The organism is Novacetimonas hansenii JCM 7643, assembly GCF_000964405.1.
Classification (GTDB): domain Bacteria; phylum Pseudomonadota; class Alphaproteobacteria; order Acetobacterales; family Acetobacteraceae; genus Novacetimonas; species Novacetimonas hansenii.
Window position 1 is genome coordinate 1 of record NZ_BANE01000147.1, and the last position, 16,732, is coordinate 16,732.

The following is a 16,732-nucleotide window of genomic DNA, read 5'->3' on the forward strand; positions in this document are numbered from 1 at the left end:
CGCCAACCTGCCAGCCGTGCCGTCCGCATGGCTGGTGCAGGCGGACGCGCTGGCGGCGGAATATCCCGGCGTGCGGATCGAGCGCAAGAAGGCGGCCGTTGTCCTGCATTTCCGTGGCGCGCCCGATGCCGGTCCGGCCCTGCGTGAGGTGGCCGATGGCTGGGTCGTGTCCGACCCGCGTTTCCATGTGCAGGAAGCCAAGATGGCGTGGGAAATCCGTCCCGCCGGTATCGACAAGGGCCATGCGGTGCGTGATCTGATGAAGGCGGCGCCGTTCGCGGGGCGTTATCCCGTGTTCATCGGCGATGATGTAACGGACGAGGACGGGATACGCGCGGCGGTCGCACTTGGCGGGATCGGCCTGCGCATCCCGCGTGACTTTACCGATCCCGCCGCCGTGCGGGCATGGCTTGGGGCACTGGCATGTGGGGGGGCTGACACATGGGGCGCCTGATTATCGTATCGAACCGTGTTCCCGCCCCGCGGGAGCGCAACCAGCCCGCAGGTGGGCTTGCCGTCGGGTTGAAAGATGCCCTGCGTGAAGGCGATGCCCTGTGGTTTGGCTGGTCCGGCCGACAGGTGGAGCAGATGGAGGGGGACCCCACCCCCGGTATCGATCAGGTGGGGAACGTCACCTATGCCACTATCGACCTGACCCGCGCGCAGCATGACGGGTTTTACCAGAATTTTTCCAACGGCATCTTGTGGCCGCTGTTCCATTATCGTGTCGGGCTGATGAACTATTCCCGCATGGACTGGGAGATGTATCTGGGCGTCAACGCCATGTTCGCGCGTACGTTGCGCCCGCTTTTGCGGTCCGACGACACGATCTGGATCCATGACTACCACCTGTTTCCGCTTGGGCAGGCGCTGCGTGACCTTGGGGTAAAGTGCCGCATCGGATTTTTCCTGCATATCCCCTTCCCGCCATGGAGTCTGGTGCGCGCACTGCCGGGTGCGGAATTGCTGCTGGAGGATATGCAGAGCTATGACCTCGTTGGTGTGCAGACGCCCGAGGACGCGGAAAACCTGAACCATGCGCTGCGTATGAATCACATGGCCGAACGTGGGCAGGCGTTCCCGATCGGCATAGACCCGGTCGAATTCCGCGCGCAGGCCGAAACCAGCATGGAAGGGCCGGAGGTCAGCCGGTTGCATGACAGCCTGCGCGGGGCGCAACTGGTGCTGGGTGTGGACCGGCTGGATTATTCCAAGGGCTTGCCCGAACGTTTCAAGGGATACGAGGCGCTGCTCTCGCGCTATCCCGAACATCGTGGCAAGGTCACGTTCCTGCAGGTCGCCCCGATTTCACGCGGCAATGTGGAGGAATACCGACAGTTGCGCTGCCAGCTTGATGAACTGACGGGACGGATCAACGGGGCCTATTCCGAATTCGACTGGACGCCGATCCGCTATATCACCCGTCCGATTTCGCGCGACGTGCTGGCCGGGTTCTATCGCATGGCGGATGTGGCGCTGATTACGCCGCTGCGTGATGGCATGAACCTTGTGGCCAAGGAATATATCGCGGCACAGGACCCGGCAGATCCCGGTGTGCTGATCCTGTCGCATTTCGCCGGGGCGGCGCCCGAACTGGACGAAGCGATTCTGGTCAATCCCTATGACACGGACGAAATTGCCGATGCGCTGCATCAGGCGCTGACGATGCAGCGACCCGAACGCCAGACCCGCTGGATCGCGTTGGAAAAGGAAGTCAGCCGCACGACTGCCGTAAGCTGGGCCAATGATTTCCTGCAGGCGCTTGACGAGGCACCTGTTTGTGTTTCTTCGTAAGGAATGATGAAAGGCACAGGATTTGTGATGGCGCTGGCGGGTGCGCTGGCGCTCGCTCTGGCGTGGTGGACGGAACACGTGCTGGGACATGTCCCATGCGGGTTGTGCCTGTGGGAAAGATGGCCCTATCGCGTGCTGGTGGGGCTGGGGCTTGGGACCATGGTGCTGCCCCGTGATACGGCCCGCGTCATGCTGTGGCTGTGCATGCCGGTTCTGCTGGTGTCATGTGGGTTGTCCGTGCTGCATGTCGGGGTGGAACAGGGGTGGTGGCCCAGTCCGCTGCCGGAATGCATGGCCCCCACCTTTCATGGTGGCACCTTTGCCGAACGGCTGGCGTCGATGCCCGCGCGTCCGGCAAAGCCATGTGATGCCCCGACCTACCTGATTGCGTGGCTGCCGGTTTCCATGACCGCACTTAGCGGGCTTTACGCCCTTGGGCTGCTGTTGCTGGTGCCACGGGGGCTGAAGGTCAAGGGACGCTTCCGCGGCCGCGGCCGAAAAACAATCCAATGACGAACAGTATGATAAAGATAAAGAACAGGACCTTCCCGAAATAGGCGAAGGTCGATGAAATCCCGCCAAACCCGAAAACCGCAGCGATCAGGGCCAGGACGAGGAAAGTGATGGTCCAGCGTAACAGGTCCATATCCGCGTTCCTTCAGTTGGTATGTCGCATGGTGCCTGTGCGTCGCCGACGCCCATGCATGCAGTATAAATGTTTCACTCCCGATGAAGTTCATCGCGATGGGCATATCGTGAAGGCCGGGGGTTTGTGACGGGCCGGATGTAGGACTACATCTGACGGTCCGTGCTGCGTGCGCTGTCCCGTGGGGGCGGTACGTAGGGGCGCTACGTGGCCGGGTTGCGGCATCAGGCGGAGGCAGTTTCATGACGGATTTCCACGCACTCTATCGTCATGGGTTCGCGCGGGTCGCGGCCTGCACGCTGCCGGTGGCGCTGGCGGACCCGCAGGCCAACGTCGCGCGCACTGTACAGCAGGCAGGCGCCTGTGACGCGGATGGGGTGGCGGTTGCGGTTTTCCCCGAACTCGGCCTGTGCGGTTATGCCATTGAGGACCTGCGCCAGCAGGATGTCGTGCTGGAGCGTGTGGATGCGGCCGTGGCCGAACTGGCGGCGGCCACGGCCGGGCTGTTGCCGGTGCTGGTGGTGGGTGCGCCGTTGTGTCATGGGGGCGAACTGTATAACTGCGCCATCGTGATCCACCGTGGCCGCGTCCTTGGCGTGGTGCCCAAGTCCTACCTGCCCAATTACCGTGAATTCTATGAGGCGCGGCAGTTCGCCCCCGGCGCGGGCGTGCGCGACAGGCATATCCGCGTCGGCGGACAGGACGCGCCGTTCGGGACGGACCTCCTGTTCGATGCGGCTGACGTGCCGGGCCTGACGCTTGGGGTGGAAATCTGCGAGGATATGTGGGTGCCCCAGCCCCCCAGCACCCATGCCGCATTGGCGGGGGCAAGCGTGATCGCCAACCTGTCCGCCAGTGACATCACGGTTGGCAAGGCGCAGACCCGCACCCTGCTGTGCCAGGCCCATACGGCGCGGTGCGTCTGCGCCTATGTCTATGCCGCCGCGGGGGAGGGGGAATCGACCACCGACCTTGCCTGGGACGGACAGGTTTCGGTGTTTGAAAATGGGGCGGTCCTTGCGCGCAGTGCCCGCTTTCCCACGGGTGCCGTGCGTGCGGTGGCCGATGTCGATCTTGACCTGCTGCGGCAGGAACGCATGCGCATGGGCACATTTGGCGACAACCGCCGCGCGGCAGGCGGGGATGGCACATGGCGGCGGGTGGGGTTTGTCCTTGATCCACCGATGCGTGACATCGGGCTGCGGCGCGACATCGCACGCTTTCCCTTCGTGCCGTCCGATCCCACCCAGCTTGAGCAGGACTGCTACGAGGCATTTGCCATTCAGGTGTCCGCGCTGAAGCAGCGGATGCGGACATCGGGCGCACGACGCATGGTGATCGGCATTTCGGGGGGGCTTGATTCCACGCACGCACTGCTGGTCGCGGTCAGGGCGGCGGATGAACTCGGGCTGGGGCGCGATGTGGTGATGGCCTATACCATGCCCGGATTCGGTACGACGGCGGGAACACGTTCCAACGCACTGGCGTTGATGGAGGCCCTTGGCGTCACGGCGGCGGAAATCGACATCCGGCCAACCGCACGCATGATGCTGGAACAGATGGGGCACCCCTTTGCCGGGGGGGCGGCGGTATATGATGTAACGTTTGAAAATGTGCAGGCCGGGTTGCGCACCGATTTCCTGTTCCGGCTGGCGAACCAGTCAGGGGGCATCGTCATTGGCACAGGTGACCTGTCCGAACTTGCGCTGGGGTGGTGTACCTATGGCGTGGGGGACCAGATGTCGCATTACAATGTCAATGCCGGCCTGCCCAAAACGCTGATCCAGCACCTGATCCGCTGGGTCATGTCCAGCGGGGCAGAGGATGCGCGGACCTGTGTCATCTTGCGTGACATCCTCGATACGGAAATTTCGCCCGAACTGATCCCCGCGCATGAGGGGCACCCGGTCCAGAGCACCGAGGCACGAATCGGCCCATACGCCCTGCAGGACTTTAACCTGTATTATATCCTGCGCCATGGGTTCCGCCCGTCGCGCATCGCGTTCATGGCGTATCATGCCTGGGGTGATGCCACGTGTGGGGCATGGCCACCCGGATTCCCCGATGATCGCAAGGTGGCCTACCCGCTGGAGGAGATCCGTCGCTGGCTGCTGGTGTTCGTGGAGCGCTTCTTCGGCTTCAGCCAGTTCAAGCGTTCCGCCATGCCCAACGGCCCCAAGGTGCTGGCGGGTGGGGCATTGTCACCGCGCGGCGACTGGCGGGCGCCATCAGATGGGAATGCGCGCTTGTGGGTCGAGGAAATAGAGCGCGCTGTTCCCCTGAAGTAACGCCTGCCCGCCAATTTGCGCAATCCGTCGGCCCGGCCTGTCGTCTTCGAGAATTGTTAACTTCCTTCTGTCTAATTCCTGCGTGCGGGATCGGGTACGCCGCGCTGGTGACGGCGGCGGCCCCATTCACGGTGGGATGCAGGCGGTTGTTCCGTAACGCATGGATATCCCCCCACAGGTCGGAACAGGTTGGTGGCAGGGCGCGTGGCCCATGTCCGCACCACGGAACAGGGAGCGCAAAGCATGCAGGCTGTAAGCATCACGGGTGCGCAGGGCAGTACCGTATCCATTGCCACTGACAGTACGTTCACCAATACCCTTGCCCAGCAATATGCGCAGCAGGTGACTGCGACGCTGGCGGATGACACGATGGTCAGTGCGACGACCGGTACGAACCAGGCCACCGCCGCCCGCACCTTCGTCGATATCACGTCAGGCGGGACCTATACCCTTGATGGCAGCGATGCAGGCATCGTCATCGGTGGCCTGAACGGGCAGACGCTCAGTCAGGCCGTATCCGTCAACGCCACGGGTGTCACGACGCCGGTGGATGTGATCGCGGGTGACAGCGGCGGCGTGACCTATACCGCCGGCAGCCAGTCCGGGGTCTTTACGGCGGCATCAGGCAATAACGTGTTTATCGGCGGGTCGGGTGATTACGTCATCAATACCGGCGCCGGGCGCGACACCATCAGCACCGGCACCGGTCAGGACACGATCAATGCCGGCATCGGGGCGGCCGCGATCTACCTTGCCGCCGCCAACAACACGCTGGATCTGAAAGGCGCGGATACCGTTTATTCCGCCGCTGGCGCGGCACAGAATGTCACGCTTGAAAGCAAGGGGTCGGTTTCTGGCGGTTCCAGCCTTGACCTTGGGGCAAAGTCGCGTGTGACCGATACCGGCAGCGACAACAGCATGACCGTGCATGGCGGCAGCACGATTACCGGCGGCACGGATGACAGTGTCACCCTGATGAACCAGCAGGGCCTGTACGGGCTTGAAGACCTGCTGGAGGCGCAGACGATGAACAGCGAGGCGGGGGATACGATTTCCGCCACCGGATTCGTGACGATCAACGATCCGACCGGCGGCGATGTCAGTGTCGATGGCTGCCTGCGGTTCCTCAATGCCCGCGGTAGCGCCACCGTAAGCGCATGGCGCAGCACCATTTATGGCGCGGCTGGCACCGATGACCTGAACATTACCGCCAGCGATGATACCTATACCGATTTTGATGGCAGCCAGGGGTCAGGCAATGAACTGTTCGATGGCAGCAATTCGACGGGTGACATCACTGCCATCGGCGGCAGCGGCCATAACACCCTGATCGGTGGCAGTGGCAACGACACGATGTCCGGCGCCAATGGCATCAATGATTTCATCTTTATCAAGGGGCATGCAGGCGGCCAGGACATCATCAAGGATTTTGGCAAGTCATCGGGAAATGTCGTGCAACTGAGTGGGTACAACATGACGCAGGCGTCCCTGCAGGACATGATCGCCGCCGCAACCGTGGCCGGTGGCAATACCACGGTGTCCCTGTCGGACCATACGCGCGTGACCTTCGTGGGTGTGACGGACCTCGGCGCACAGAATTTCAAGGCATAGGGTCTGATGACGGCGCGGTTGCCTGCCAATTGATCCACGGATGATCCGTCCCGGGAAATGGCCGGGGCGGATTTTTTATTCCCCTCACGTGACGGGGCGGGGTATCTGGCGCGATTTCAGGTGTGCGCGCATATGATGCCATGATGCAACATGTGGCATGGTGTTGTCCCTGATTCCTGCTGGTCTTTTCGGGCATTTTGTGGGGATGCCTGTCCGGGGAAAGATGACAGGAATGTGAAATAATGATACATATTCGATATAAAACATTCCCTCTTCGCCAAAGTTGGTATCATATCGTCTACTTCGGTAAGGGATGACGCTTTTGCTGATCAGAACAGCAATATTTGGCATGTAATGACAAAAATTCTCTGGCGTAACTCTATCTGCCGCGTTACAACCCGCGACCTCCCGGCCATGATGGTTCATGCACCATCGCGGGCGGGGACAGGATATGACCTGATTTTATACAGCATGGTTTGAAAGGAGCAGACAGTCTCGATGAGCAAAGCCTTTATTGCCGCCGTGATTCAGGATTCGATCGATTGCACTGGCGTGGCCGCCAACCAGGCTGCTTCGGACCTGATGGAAGCTATTATCAAGGAACTGAAGCGCGAAGGTGGGTTCACCCTGCCGTCATTCGGTACTTTTACCGTCAAGAAAACCAAGGCTCGCAAGGCGCTTAATCCGCGCACTGGCGAACCTGTCAAGGTCAAGGCAGGCAAGACCGTCCGTTTCAAGGCGAGTCCCAACCTGAAAAAGGCTGTCTGATATAACTTTGCCCGCCGACCGTCATGTGACGGCCGGCGGGCACATATATCATGTGACATCTATCACTGTGGCACGGCCCGGGGGGCGGGTCAGGTGAACCATACGCTCAGGCTGCGTACGCCCTGTGCGCCGCGGATCAGCACGCCCTGAATATCCGCCGTTGCGGAAGGGCCGCTCATCAACACGCCATAATGCGCAGTGTGGAATTCCGGCCGCGTCTGATAGGCCGTGTGCATATTGGCCGTGATCTCGCCCGGCGACAGCAGGATGACGATATGCTGTGCCAGATGCGCCAATGAATTCAGGGGCAATTGCGCCTCGCTCAGGAAAATCGACCCCGTCTCCGCAATGCCGAAGGCCGCGCGTACGACCGCGATGTCCACATCCTGGGCGTCCTGTGGGGTTTTCAGGGTTTCCGCGCGCATCGTGCCGTTGGTTTCGGGCACGGCGGAACAGACATTGCGCGCATCGGGGAAACGTCGTGCGATTGCCGCGTCAAGCGTTTCGTCACCCTGACGTTCCATCACGTCCCCGCCCAGGAGCTTGAGCGAGGCAACGAACCGTTCCACGCTGGCGTCAAGATTGCCCAGCGTCACAACGGGCGGCAGGGGATACTGCTCTGGCGCGGGGCGGTTGGTGCGCAGGGCCTGAAGGATTGTATCGCGCGCGTTCATCGTGAGTCCTCGGTCTTGCTGGCCTTGTCTGTCCGGTTGGCCTTGTACCATGCATGGAATGTCTGTTTGACCGGATGGGGATTTTCGCGGTGCTTGCCCCATGGATTGAGCCAGTTATACAGCGCAAAGCGCGGCAGCGTGCCCAGGGCTGTTTCCGTGGCGCTGATGGCGGCGCGGTACAGCTTTGGCTGTCCCATCAGCTTGCCCGCCATGTGCATGATCTCACGCTTGACGAACGGCATTTCATGGTGCTGCACCAGCACGCGGCGCCATTTGTACAACTGTTCGTGGATGTTGATCTTGACCGGGCAGACATTGGTGCAACTGCCATTCAGCGTGGAGGCATAGGGCAGGGTGCTGTATTTGCGTTCGTTGAAGGTCGGGTCGATGATCGCCCCGATCGGTCCTGAATACACCGCGCCATAGGACAGGCCACCCGACCGGCGATAGACGGGGCAGGTATTCATGCATGCCCCGCAACGGATGCATTTGAGCGAGGTCCAGAAATCCTCCATCCCCAGCCGTGCGGAGCGCCCGTTATCGACGAAGACGACATGCATTTCGCCCCCCTTCTGCGGGCCACGGAAATGCGTTGTGTATTGCGTGATGGGCGATCCCAGCGCACTGCGTGACAGCAGGCGGATGAAAACACCAAGGTCGGCCATGCGCGGCACAAGGCGTTCGATGCCGATGGTTGCGATATGCAGGTTTGGCACGGTGGCGCTGAGGTCGGCATTGCCTTCGTTCGTACAGACGACAAAGGTGCCGGTTTCCGCGACGACGAAATTGCCGCCTGTCATCCCCGCATCGGCGTGCAGGATTACGGGACGGGCCGCCTGTCGTTGTGCCTCCGCCAGCAGGTGGGGGTCGCGGATGTCGGGGTCGGTCTTGTAATCCTTGGCAAAGATGCGTGCGACATCCGATGTCAGCTTATGCACGGCGGGTACGACGATGTGGCTGGGAAGCTGATCGTCAAGCTGCTGGATGCGTTCGCCAAGGTCGGTTTCGGTGACGGTGACGCCGCGTTTTTCAAGGTAGGGCCGCATGTCACATTCTTCAGTGACCATCGACTTGCTTTTGATCAGGCTGCGTGCGTTGTGGGCTTGGAGGATCTCGCCCACGATACGGTTATGTTCCGCCCCATCACGTGCCCAGTGGACGTGAATGCCGTTTTTCTTTGCGTTCTCCTCGAACTGCTCCAGATATTCCGGCAGGCGGGCGAGCGTATGTTCCTTGATGCGCGAGGCCTCGGTGCGCAGTTCCTGCCATTCGGGCAGCATGTGCATCTGGTCATCGCGTTTCTGGCGCATGTCCCACAGGCGTTCATCATGGAACTGCAGGTGGGGGGCATCTTCGAGGAATTTTTCGGCGGCTCTGGCGTGGTTGACCGGCCTGTTGCTCATGACCGTGCTCCGTTCAGGATCTGTGCGATATGGATGAAGCGGATCGGGATACCGGCACGTTCGGCGCAGCCCTGCTGGTGCATCACGCACGACGAATCCGCCGATACGATATATTCCGCGCCGGCCTGGTAATGGTCGCGCACCTTGTCCACGCCCATCCGTGCGGACACCGCTTCTTCCGTGACGGAGAAGGTGCCGCCAAAACCACAGCATTCGTCAGGCCGCTTGGGGGTCGCAAAACGGATGCCCTTGACCTTCGTCAGCAGGTCCATCGGCTTGGAAAACGGTTTTTCACCCAGTTCCGACATGCTGGCGGTGCGGAGTGAGCGCAGGGTGCCGCAACTGTTATGCAGGCCGACTGTGTGGTTGAACTCCGCCCATGGGAATTCCTCCACCTTCAGGATGTCATGCAGGAATTCCACCAGTTCATAGGTGTTTTCACGCACATGACGGACCTCATCGGTCTGGGGGATGGCGTCGAAATTGTCGCGTACATGATGCGTGCAACTGCCTGATGGCATGACGATCTTGTCAAACCGGGCGAAGTTGCGCACGAACAGGGCCTCGGCAGCGGCGGCATCGGAATTGCAGCCGGAATTGCCCATTGGCTGTCCACAGCACGTCTGGTCAAGCGGGTATTCGACATCCTGTCCCAGTTTTTCCAGCAACTCCAGCGTGGCAATGCCGGCCTGCGGGTAGAAAGCATCAATATAACAGGGAATAAACAGGCCAATCTTCATCAGGGAGCACTCATCCGTAACAGATGGGGGGAACGTGGCGCATGGTATGTTATGGCGTCAAATATATATTGAACTAGGTTTCCATATATTATTTATATGGCAAATGGATTTAAGACATCTACGCTATTTTGTCGCTGTCGCGGAAAATGGCAGTTTCACACGCGCGGCCGAACAGTTGGGGATAGAGCAGCCCCCCCTGAGCCAGCAGATCAAGCAGTTCGAGAACGAACTTGGCGTCCTGCTGTTCCAGCGGCTGACACGTGGGGTGCGTCTGACGGATGTGGGCGTCGTACTGATGGATCAGGCCAAGGCCATCCTTGGCATGCAACAGCAGTTCCTGTCCATCGCGACCGGCCTTGCGCGGGGTGAACGTGGGCACCTGCGGGTCGGGCTGGCGGGGGCGGTGTCGCTGTTGCCGCTGATCCCGCAGACGGTGCGCCACTTTCGCGAGGAATGGCCTGATGTCACCATCTCGCTGGAGGAAAGCAATACGCCCGCCCTGCGCAAGGCGTTGCATGACCGGGCCATCGATATCGCAATCGTCCGCCCCCCTGTGCCCGATGGGGGGGAGGGGCTGGTTGTTTCGCCCCTGCTGGCGGAACCGACGGTGGTGGCGCTGCCCAAGGGGCACGAGCTGGCCTCCCGCTCAAGGCTGGAGCTTGAGATGCTGGCGGATGAACCATTGATCATCTTTCCGCGCGAACTTGGTCCCGGGTTTCATGACGCCATCCTGTCGGCGTGCCAGAATGCGGGTTTTACCCCCCGTATGGGACAGCAGGCCCCGCAGATCGCCTCGACCGTACCGCTGGTTGCGGCGGGTCTTGGCATTTCTGTGGTGCCACAATCACTGCACCAGATCCATTCGGGGGGGGTGACCTATCACTCGCTGGGGCCCAAGGCGCCCAAGGCGGACCTGGCGATTGCAATACGCGCGGGGCAGCATTCGCCGCTGATTGCGCATTTCGTGGCGATCTTGCGTGATTCGTGCCGTGATATGCAATTGCCAGAGGGGGACGGGATGACGTCCGATCCCCCGGAGATTACCTGAAAAATTGCCCTAAAAGCTGACGCCTACAGGACAGTGGGCGATAGGGGCGGTTGGGCAATGGCCGGTTGGGAAAGAACAATCAAAGCTTTTGGACGCGGCCTGTTCAAAAAGACAATGTTTTTGTGATGTTTTTGAAAGCGGATTCTTTGGGAATCTGAACTTTCATTCTCATTTACCCGTGGGTCGATTTCAGAATAACCCTGTGGACATGGTAAAAAGGGGGAACCCCTCTATGGGAGTTCCCCCTTCATAACCAATCACGGCCCGCCGTTCAGGCAGGGTCACGGCAGGTCAGTTGTTGTTGCTGTCGTTGCTGGTGTTGCCGTCGTGGTTGTGGTGCTTGCCGCCATGGTGCCTGCCCTCGTGATGTTCACCTTCATGGTGCTCACCTTCTTTATGCTCGCCACCATTTTCGCCATCGCGATGTTCGCCGTGGTTGCCCTGCTCTTCATGGCGCTCTTCGTGGTGGTGGTTGTTCTGCTCGTCCTGCGCCATGGCGGGAACGCCATACGCGCCAAGGGCACCAGCAACACCGGCAATCAACAGGAAACGTGTAAATTTCATGAAATGTCCCTCCTATTTATTTCATCAATAAAGCATCATGAACGCGACCTTATAGTGTCTTTAATGTGTACAAATGTTTCAGTGCGGAATAATTGAAAAATAAATTTATAATTTTTTAATAAATATACTAAGGGCGGCCAAGACTATCCCATTCTGGACATGGATCATGGGTGTTCCACAAGATTTGTTTGCGGTGTGACGGGTTTTACTGTCTGTCACGTGCCGCATGTACCAGCATATGGATAAATGACAGCTTGCGCAGAATGGCCGGTGTCAGCACGAAAGGATAGAAATCCGCCAGTCCCATGGACCGGTTCAGGCTGTTGACGGCATAGGTCAGTGGCAGCCACCCCTGCGCAATGGTATCGAATGCCGCCACGTCATAGGGATTGTCGTCAATCATGGCGCGCTGGCTCTGTGGATTGCCGGGCTGTTCACGCACCGTCATGCCATAGGCCCATGCCGTTTCCAGCGTGGAGACGATGTGCAGGTAATGCGCCCATGTCTCTGCAAAATCCTCCCACGGGTGGCAGGTGGCGTATTCGCTGACATAATGCGTCCGCCATCCCTGTGGTGGCCCATTTTCATAATGCCGTTGCAACGCCTGTTGGTAATCCATGCGGTCATCGCCGAAAATGGCCCTGCATTGCGTCAGGAACTGCCCGTCGCGTACCAGCAGGTTCCAGTAATAATGTCCGATTTCATGGCGGAAATGGCCCAGCAGCGTGCGGTAATGTTCGCCCATTTCCATGCGCATCTTCTCGCGCTGGGCATCATCGGCTTCGCGCAGGGCGATGGTGATCAGGCCGTTCTGGTGCCCCGTCATGACCGGTGGCCCCTTGGGTGCGTCATCAAGGAAATCGAAGGCCAGTCCCTCTGTGGGGTCCTGTTGGCGCGTATGCATCGGCAGGTGAAGGCGCAGCAACGTATAGAACAGGCGATGCTTGGCGATTTCGATCTTGTGCCATCGTTCCAGATTGCCGGGCACGGACAGGTTGGGGATGATGCGGTTGAACTGGCATGCAATGCAGAATGCCTGTCCGGGCTGGCTGGCGGGGATCAGCCAGTTGCAAGTCCCATGGGCATGGTTGGCGCAGAATCGGTAAGGGCCGTCATCCGCACGTGTATCAAGCGCATGCCATGCGTTGCCATCTTCGGTCGGGGTCAGTGCAGACAGGCTGTTAAGGGTGGGGATATAGCCTAGCCGGTGCCCACAGCGTTCGCAGGCCGTATTTTCGAAAAACAGGACCTGATCGCAAGACTGGCATGAAAAGAGTTGCACGGCTGTTTGCTTTCCGTAACGCGAAGGGGTGCATGTGCCACGCCCCATGGGGAAAGTCAGGATATGGCATTCCCGTGTGGGTCGTGACAGTCCTTTATCTTCTGGGCCTTTATCTCATGGGCCTTTGTGTTGTCGCTGCGGCCTGCATGATGAAGGGTCATCGAAACGTCGAGGGTTGCGTTACAACTGTCGAGCAGCCCTGAAACCGGGGCGACCTGTTCGGGATGTGCCGCCGCTGCCAGCGCGATGTGTCCCCGTGACGTCAGCAGTCCCGACGTGGTGTCGAACCCCACCCATCCGATGTCGGGGATATGGGCCTGTGCCCAGGCATGCAGGTCGCATGTCGTGCCGCTGGCATCGGGTTGTATCAGGTATCCCGACACGAAACGCGCGGGTATGCCCATGTGGCGCAGGACCTGTATGAACAGCCACGCGCTGTCACGGCATGATCCCGTCTGGCGGCCCAGTGTTTCTTCCGCGTCCCAGACACCGGCCTCCATGCGGGTGCGGTAGGTGGTGCGGGTGGCAATCATCCGGTTGATCGCCGCCAGCCGGGCGCATGGGTCGGCAGTGTGGATCGACGCGGCCTCCGCAACGAAGGCGCGCAGGTGCGGTCCGGCGGCCTGTGGCGTCATGAAGGCGGCAAGCGCCGGGGCCGGGGTGGGGATAAGCTCGGCGCACGGGGCGGAGCCTGTTGCTGGGGCAAGGTCCGCCGTCAGGCGCACCGTGATGTCGAAATCACGAACCTGACGGTCAAATGTGACGTGGGCTTCGTGGTTGCCAAAATCATCATGTCGCCATGTCCTGTGGTGGTCATGGGGCGCAATGTCCATGGCATAGGACACGATGGGGGTCGGGCATGCCGCGTGCGGGCGCAGGCGGATGGTCTGGGGGCCAAGGAAAACCGGGCGGTCGTAATGGTAGCTTGTCCGGTGAACCAGCGTGACGGGCCGGTTCATCACAGGGGGGCTTTCACGAAAGCATGTCGTACAAGAAAAGGCATCATGTTCCCGGACCGCCATGCGTACAATGTATCAGGCACGCGCCCCCCATGCATTGCATGACTTTGCCAGCAGCACCATACGCTGTGGTCATTTCGTTGAAGGAATGGCGAAAAAAGGAAATGGCATGCAGATTTCACCTTGGCAAGAACGTGTTTTCTTGCTCCGCTAAGTCGTAAGCGTAACGAAATGGCAGGTGGGTGGGCATGTTTCCGTCACGCCTGACCCCCCTTCCGCCAAGGGTACGGGAGCAGGGGCATGAATGATACGGTGGGGCGCGGCCAGGGACAGGGCGCGGGGCTGTTTGCGACATATGACGTGCCATCGTCCTTTTGCGAACTCATGCACCGTGCCGATCCCGCCACTCCGGGCCTGCGCTGCGTGCGCGACCGGCTGGCGCATTTCGACCTTGATGAGCTGCGTCGTCGCACCGCGGCGGTGGAGGCGCAGCTTTATCGACTGGGTATTACCTTTACCGTCTATACCGATAATCAGGCCATCGACCGCATCCTGCCCTTTGACGTGGTGCCGCGGATTCTGACGGCGGCGGAATGGGATCATGTGGAACGCGGCGTGCGTCAGCGCGTGCAGGCGATCAACCTGTTTCTGTGGGACATTTACCATGATCGCCACATCCTGCGTGACGGGATCATCCCGTCGGAAATGGTGCTGGGCAATGCCAATTACTGTTCCGCGATGGTGGGGCTTGACGTGCCGGGCGGGGTCTATGTCCATGTCAACGGCACGGACCTGGTGCGCGACCCCGCCGGGCGTTTCCTGATATTGGAGGATAACGCCCGCACGCCGTCGGGCGTGTCCTATGTCATTGAAAACCGGCACATGATGTTGCGCATGATGCCTGACCTTGCCTCCGGTCTGGATATCCGCCCGGTTGACGAATATGGCCCCCGCCTGCATCGCGCGCTGGCGGAAACCGCGCCGCAGGGCGTGGACGACCCGCAGGTCGTGCTGCTGTCACCGGGTATTTATAATGCGGCGTATTTCGAACATGTCTTCCTTGCACGCGAAATGGGCATTCCCCTTGTAGAGGGGCGTGACCTCATGGTTGTCGATGGTCGCGTTTTCATGCGTACGGTCGCGGGGCTGTCGCCGGTCCATACGATCTATCGTCGCCTGAATGACGATTTCCTTGACCCGGAGGTCTTCAATCCCGACAGCCTGCTTGGTGTGCCGGGGCTGGTGAATGCCTATCGCCGGGGGAATGTCACCATCGCCAATGCCCTTGGGACCGGCGTTGCCGATGACAAGGCGGTCTATGCCTATATGCCGCGTATCATCCGGTATTATCTGGATCAGGACCCCATCCTTGATAATGTGGAAACCCATATCTGCGCGGAGAAGGCGGGGCTGGATTACACGCTGGCGAATCTTGAACATCTCGTGGTCAAGCCGGTTGGGGAATCCGGGGGATATGGGCTGCTGATCGGGCCGCATGCCACGTCGGCCGAACTGGATGATTTCCGTGCGCGCCTGATGGCTGATCCCGCCAATTATATCAGCCAGCCCGTCATCAACCTGTCGGTTTCACCCACATTGTGCCCGGCCGGGCTGGAGGCGCGACATGTGGACCTGCGTCCCTTCGCCGTGACGGGCAAGGATACATGGGTGCTGCCCGGTGGCCTGTCGCGCGTGGCGTTGCGCAAGGGATCGCTGGTGGTCAATTCCTCGCAGGGGGGTGGTTCAAAGGACACATGGGTGCTTGCGTCATGAAAAATCTTTCGGTTTTCCCCACACCCGTCCTGCCGGGCCTTCATAACCTGCTGTCACGTTATGCCGAGAGCATGACATGGATGGCGCGTTATATGGAGCGCATCGAAAACCTGGCCCGCCTGATTGAGGTGACGGGCACCTTTGTCCGTCCCCGCAATGGTCATGCGGGGTGGGAATCCCTGCTGCAGATCAACGCGGACGAGGACCGTTTCCATGCAATACATGAGGAGGCGTCGGAACATGCGGTCGTGGGATTTTATATCACCGAACGTGACAATCCCGGTTCCATTGCCGGGATGGCCCATGGCGTACGTGAAAATGCCCGGGCGTTGCGTCCACTGATTTCCACGGAAATGTGGATGCACCTGAACGTCTTTACGCAATGGGTGCGCGACCTGACGCCGCGCGATGTCCGGGCCGGCAGCCTGTCGGGCATCTGCACGCGCCTGAAACAGGAATGCCAGACCCATTTCGGCATTACCGAAGGCACGTTGTACCGTGATCAGGCATGGCTGTTCTATGTGCTGGGCAAATATCTGGAACGGGCGGACCAGATCACCCGCCTGTTGGATATCAAATATCACATCCTGTTGCCGCGCGGGGTTGATGTCGGGTCCGATATCGACACCAGCCAGTGGACATCCGTCCTGCGGTCTGCTGCGGCCTATCACGCGTTCCGCCGTGTGCTGCCATCGGGGATGACACCGGTGAACATCGTCGGATTCCTGCTCAAGAATGATGGGTTTCCGCGTTCACTTTCCACCAGCCTGCGTCAGGTTCATTCCGCGTTGGGGTTGCTGTCGGGGGAATATCGCTTGCGCCACAGCAGCCACATCCTTGAACGGGTGGAGGAATTGCGCGTAACCCTTGCGGAACAGACCGCCGAGGAAATCATCGGGCGCGGCCTGCATGAATATATGGAATGGATGCAGTGCCAGTTGCGCCAGATTCAGGAGGAAATCATGCAGGCGTTCTGGCCTGCCGTGCCGGTGCCTGTATCGGTCGCGATGTCAGGGGGGCAGGTGCAGTAATGCGCGTGGCCATGCCCCTGCCGGGGGTGGGCGACCCCATATAAAATGCAAGGGCGTGCCGCGCGCGGATATTTCCACTCTCCCCCAGGTCACGCCGCTTTTTTAAAAGACTGTTTGAAAAGTAAGTCTCAATAACATCCTGAAATCATAA

The 16,732-nt window shown here is 60.1% G+C and carries 16 protein-coding genes; 9 read left to right on the plus strand and 7 right to left on the minus strand.

The features are described from left to right. From B7G66_RS10735 to B7G66_RS10745, 3 genes are all read left to right on the plus strand, one after another. The coding region (locus B7G66_RS10735; RefSeq protein ID WP_048859177.1) for a trehalose-phosphatase at window positions 1-454 on the plus strand (454 nt) is incomplete at its 5' end. Next, complete coding sequence (locus B7G66_RS10740; RefSeq protein WP_003617447.1) at window positions 442-1,794, plus strand: alpha,alpha-trehalose-phosphate synthase (UDP-forming); 1,353 nt, start codon at window positions 442-444, stop codon at window positions 1,792-1,794. The genes B7G66_RS10735 and B7G66_RS10740, both read left to right, overlap by 13 nt. A 27-nt stretch (window positions 1,795-1,821) precedes the next feature. Beyond that, window positions 1,822-2,307 carry a disulfide bond formation protein B gene (locus tag B7G66_RS10745; protein WP_040511357.1) on the plus strand — a complete coding sequence of 162 codons (486 nt, stop codon included), beginning with the start codon at window positions 1,822-1,824 and terminating at the stop codon, window positions 2,305-2,307. Here B7G66_RS10745 and B7G66_RS10750 read toward each other — a convergent pair. Continuing rightward, complete coding sequence (locus B7G66_RS10750; RefSeq protein WP_003617451.1) at window positions 2,264-2,440, minus strand: DUF1328 domain-containing protein; 177 nt, start codon at window positions 2,438-2,440, stop codon at window positions 2,264-2,266. The genes B7G66_RS10745 and B7G66_RS10750 overlap by 44 nt on opposite strands. Before the next feature lie 242 nt (window positions 2,441-2,682). Between B7G66_RS10750 and B7G66_RS10755 the strand changes: the two genes are divergently transcribed. The 3 genes from B7G66_RS10755 (at window position 2,683) to B7G66_RS10765 (ending at window position 7,107) form a co-directional block, all read left to right on the plus strand. Further along, on the plus strand, window positions 2,683-4,728 hold the full coding sequence (locus tag B7G66_RS10755; protein ID WP_003617452.1) for an NAD(+) synthase: 2,046 nt from the start codon (window positions 2,683-2,685) through the stop codon (window positions 4,726-4,728). Window positions 4,729-4,920: 192 nt separating this feature from the next. Next, a complete protein-coding gene (locus B7G66_RS10760; RefSeq protein ID WP_048859178.1) occupies window positions 4,921-6,339 on the plus strand; it encodes a hypothetical protein in 1,419 nt (472 codons plus the stop codon). A 498-nt stretch (window positions 6,340-6,837) separates the two neighbouring features. Continuing rightward, window positions 6,838-7,107, plus strand: a complete 270-nt coding sequence (locus B7G66_RS10765; RefSeq protein WP_003617455.1) for an HU family DNA-binding protein — start codon at window positions 6,838-6,840, stop codon at window positions 7,105-7,107. A gap of 89 nt (window positions 7,108-7,196) precedes the next feature. Here B7G66_RS10765 and B7G66_RS10770 read toward each other — a convergent pair whose 3' ends face one another. From B7G66_RS10770 to B7G66_RS10780, 3 genes are read right to left on the minus strand one after another with little or no spacing between them, the layout of a single operon-like run. Beyond that, window positions 7,197-7,781, minus strand: a complete 585-nt coding sequence (locus B7G66_RS10770; protein ID WP_003617457.1) for a LutC/YkgG family protein — start codon at window positions 7,779-7,781, stop codon at window positions 7,197-7,199. Continuing rightward, window positions 7,778-9,184 carry a lactate utilization protein B gene (locus B7G66_RS10775; RefSeq protein ID WP_003617459.1) on the minus strand — a complete coding sequence of 469 codons (1,407 nt, stop codon included), beginning with the start codon at window positions 9,182-9,184 and terminating at the stop codon, window positions 7,778-7,780. The genes B7G66_RS10770 and B7G66_RS10775 overlap by 4 nt, the downstream gene beginning before the upstream one ends. Further along, window positions 9,181-9,924, minus strand: a complete 744-nt coding sequence (locus B7G66_RS10780) for a (Fe-S)-binding protein (protein ID WP_003617461.1) — start codon at window positions 9,922-9,924, stop codon at window positions 9,181-9,183. Before B7G66_RS10780 ends, B7G66_RS10775 begins: the two co-directional genes overlap by 4 nt. A 103-nt stretch (window positions 9,925-10,027) precedes the next feature. Between B7G66_RS10780 and B7G66_RS10785 the strand changes: the two genes are divergently transcribed. After that, entirely contained in the window at window positions 10,028-10,972 is a 945-nt protein-coding gene (locus tag B7G66_RS10785; RefSeq protein WP_003617463.1) for a LysR family transcriptional regulator, read from the plus strand. 291 nt (window positions 10,973-11,263) lie between these two features. On the opposite strand, the gene B7G66_RS10790 is transcribed toward B7G66_RS10785, so the two are convergent. The 3 genes from B7G66_RS10790 to B7G66_RS10800 all read right to left on the minus strand — a co-directional run bounded on the left by B7G66_RS10790 (window position 11,264) and on the right by B7G66_RS10800 (window position 13,777). Beyond that, window positions 11,264-11,536 carry a hypothetical protein gene (locus B7G66_RS10790; RefSeq protein WP_040510384.1) on the minus strand — a complete coding sequence of 91 codons (273 nt, stop codon included), beginning with the start codon at window positions 11,534-11,536 and terminating at the stop codon, window positions 11,264-11,266. A 205-nt stretch (window positions 11,537-11,741) separates the two neighbouring features. Further along, window positions 11,742-12,818 carry a zinc-binding metallopeptidase family protein gene (locus B7G66_RS10795; protein WP_040511364.1) on the minus strand — a complete coding sequence of 359 codons (1,077 nt, stop codon included), beginning with the start codon at window positions 12,816-12,818 and terminating at the stop codon, window positions 11,742-11,744. A 56-nt stretch (window positions 12,819-12,874) separates the two neighbouring features. Continuing rightward, window positions 12,875-13,777, minus strand: a complete 903-nt coding sequence (locus B7G66_RS10800; RefSeq protein WP_080545493.1) for a transglutaminase family protein — start codon at window positions 13,775-13,777, stop codon at window positions 12,875-12,877. 300 nt (window positions 13,778-14,077) lie between these two features. Here B7G66_RS10800 and B7G66_RS10805 point away from each other — a divergent pair, with 300 nt between their 5' ends. Then, entirely contained in the window at window positions 14,078-15,550 is a 1,473-nt protein-coding gene (locus B7G66_RS10805) for a circularly permuted type 2 ATP-grasp protein (RefSeq protein WP_003617472.1), read from the plus strand. Further along, window positions 15,532-16,581, plus strand: a complete 1,050-nt coding sequence (locus B7G66_RS10810) for an alpha-E domain-containing protein (protein WP_040510386.1) — start codon at window positions 15,532-15,534, stop codon at window positions 16,579-16,581. The genes B7G66_RS10805 and B7G66_RS10810 overlap by 19 nt, the downstream gene beginning before the upstream one ends. The last annotated feature ends 151 nt before the right edge of the window (window positions 16,582-16,732 follow it).

Bases quoted from the DNA above. Each gene is read 5' to 3' on its own strand.
- B7G66_RS10805 (WP_003617472.1), top strand. From the start codon at position 14,078: ATGAATGATACGGTGGGGCGCGGCCAGGGACAGGGCGCGGGGCTGTTT.
- B7G66_RS10810 (WP_040510386.1), top strand. From the start codon at position 15,532: ATGGGTGCTTGCGTCATGAAAAATCTTTCGGTTTTCCCCACACCCGTC.
- B7G66_RS10800 (WP_080545493.1), bottom strand. From the start codon at position 13,777: ATGAACCGGCCCGTCACGCTGGTTCACCGGACAAGCTACCATTACGAC.
- B7G66_RS10785 (WP_003617463.1), top strand. From the start codon at position 10,028: ATGGATTTAAGACATCTACGCTATTTTGTCGCTGTCGCGGAAAATGGC.
- B7G66_RS10775 (WP_003617459.1), bottom strand. From the start codon at position 9,184: ATGAGCAACAGGCCGGTCAACCACGCCAGAGCCGCCGAAAAATTCCTC.
- B7G66_RS10765 (WP_003617455.1), top strand. From the start codon at position 6,838: ATGAGCAAAGCCTTTATTGCCGCCGTGATTCAGGATTCGATCGATTGC.
- B7G66_RS10750 (WP_003617451.1), bottom strand. From the start codon at position 2,440: ATGGACCTGTTACGCTGGACCATCACTTTCCTCGTCCTGGCCCTGATC.
- B7G66_RS10780 (WP_003617461.1), bottom strand. From the start codon at position 9,924: ATGAAGATTGGCCTGTTTATTCCCTGTTATATTGATGCTTTCTACCCG.
- B7G66_RS10755 (WP_003617452.1), top strand. From the start codon at position 2,683: ATGACGGATTTCCACGCACTCTATCGTCATGGGTTCGCGCGGGTCGCG.
- B7G66_RS10770 (WP_003617457.1), bottom strand. From the start codon at position 7,781: ATGAACGCGCGCGATACAATCCTTCAGGCCCTGCGCACCAACCGCCCC.
- B7G66_RS10740 (WP_003617447.1), top strand. From the start codon at position 442: ATGGGGCGCCTGATTATCGTATCGAACCGTGTTCCCGCCCCGCGGGAG.
- B7G66_RS10745 (WP_040511357.1), top strand. From the start codon at position 1,822: ATGGCGCTGGCGGGTGCGCTGGCGCTCGCTCTGGCGTGGTGGACGGAA.
- B7G66_RS10790 (WP_040510384.1), bottom strand. From the start codon at position 11,536: ATGAAATTTACACGTTTCCTGTTGATTGCCGGTGTTGCTGGTGCCCTT.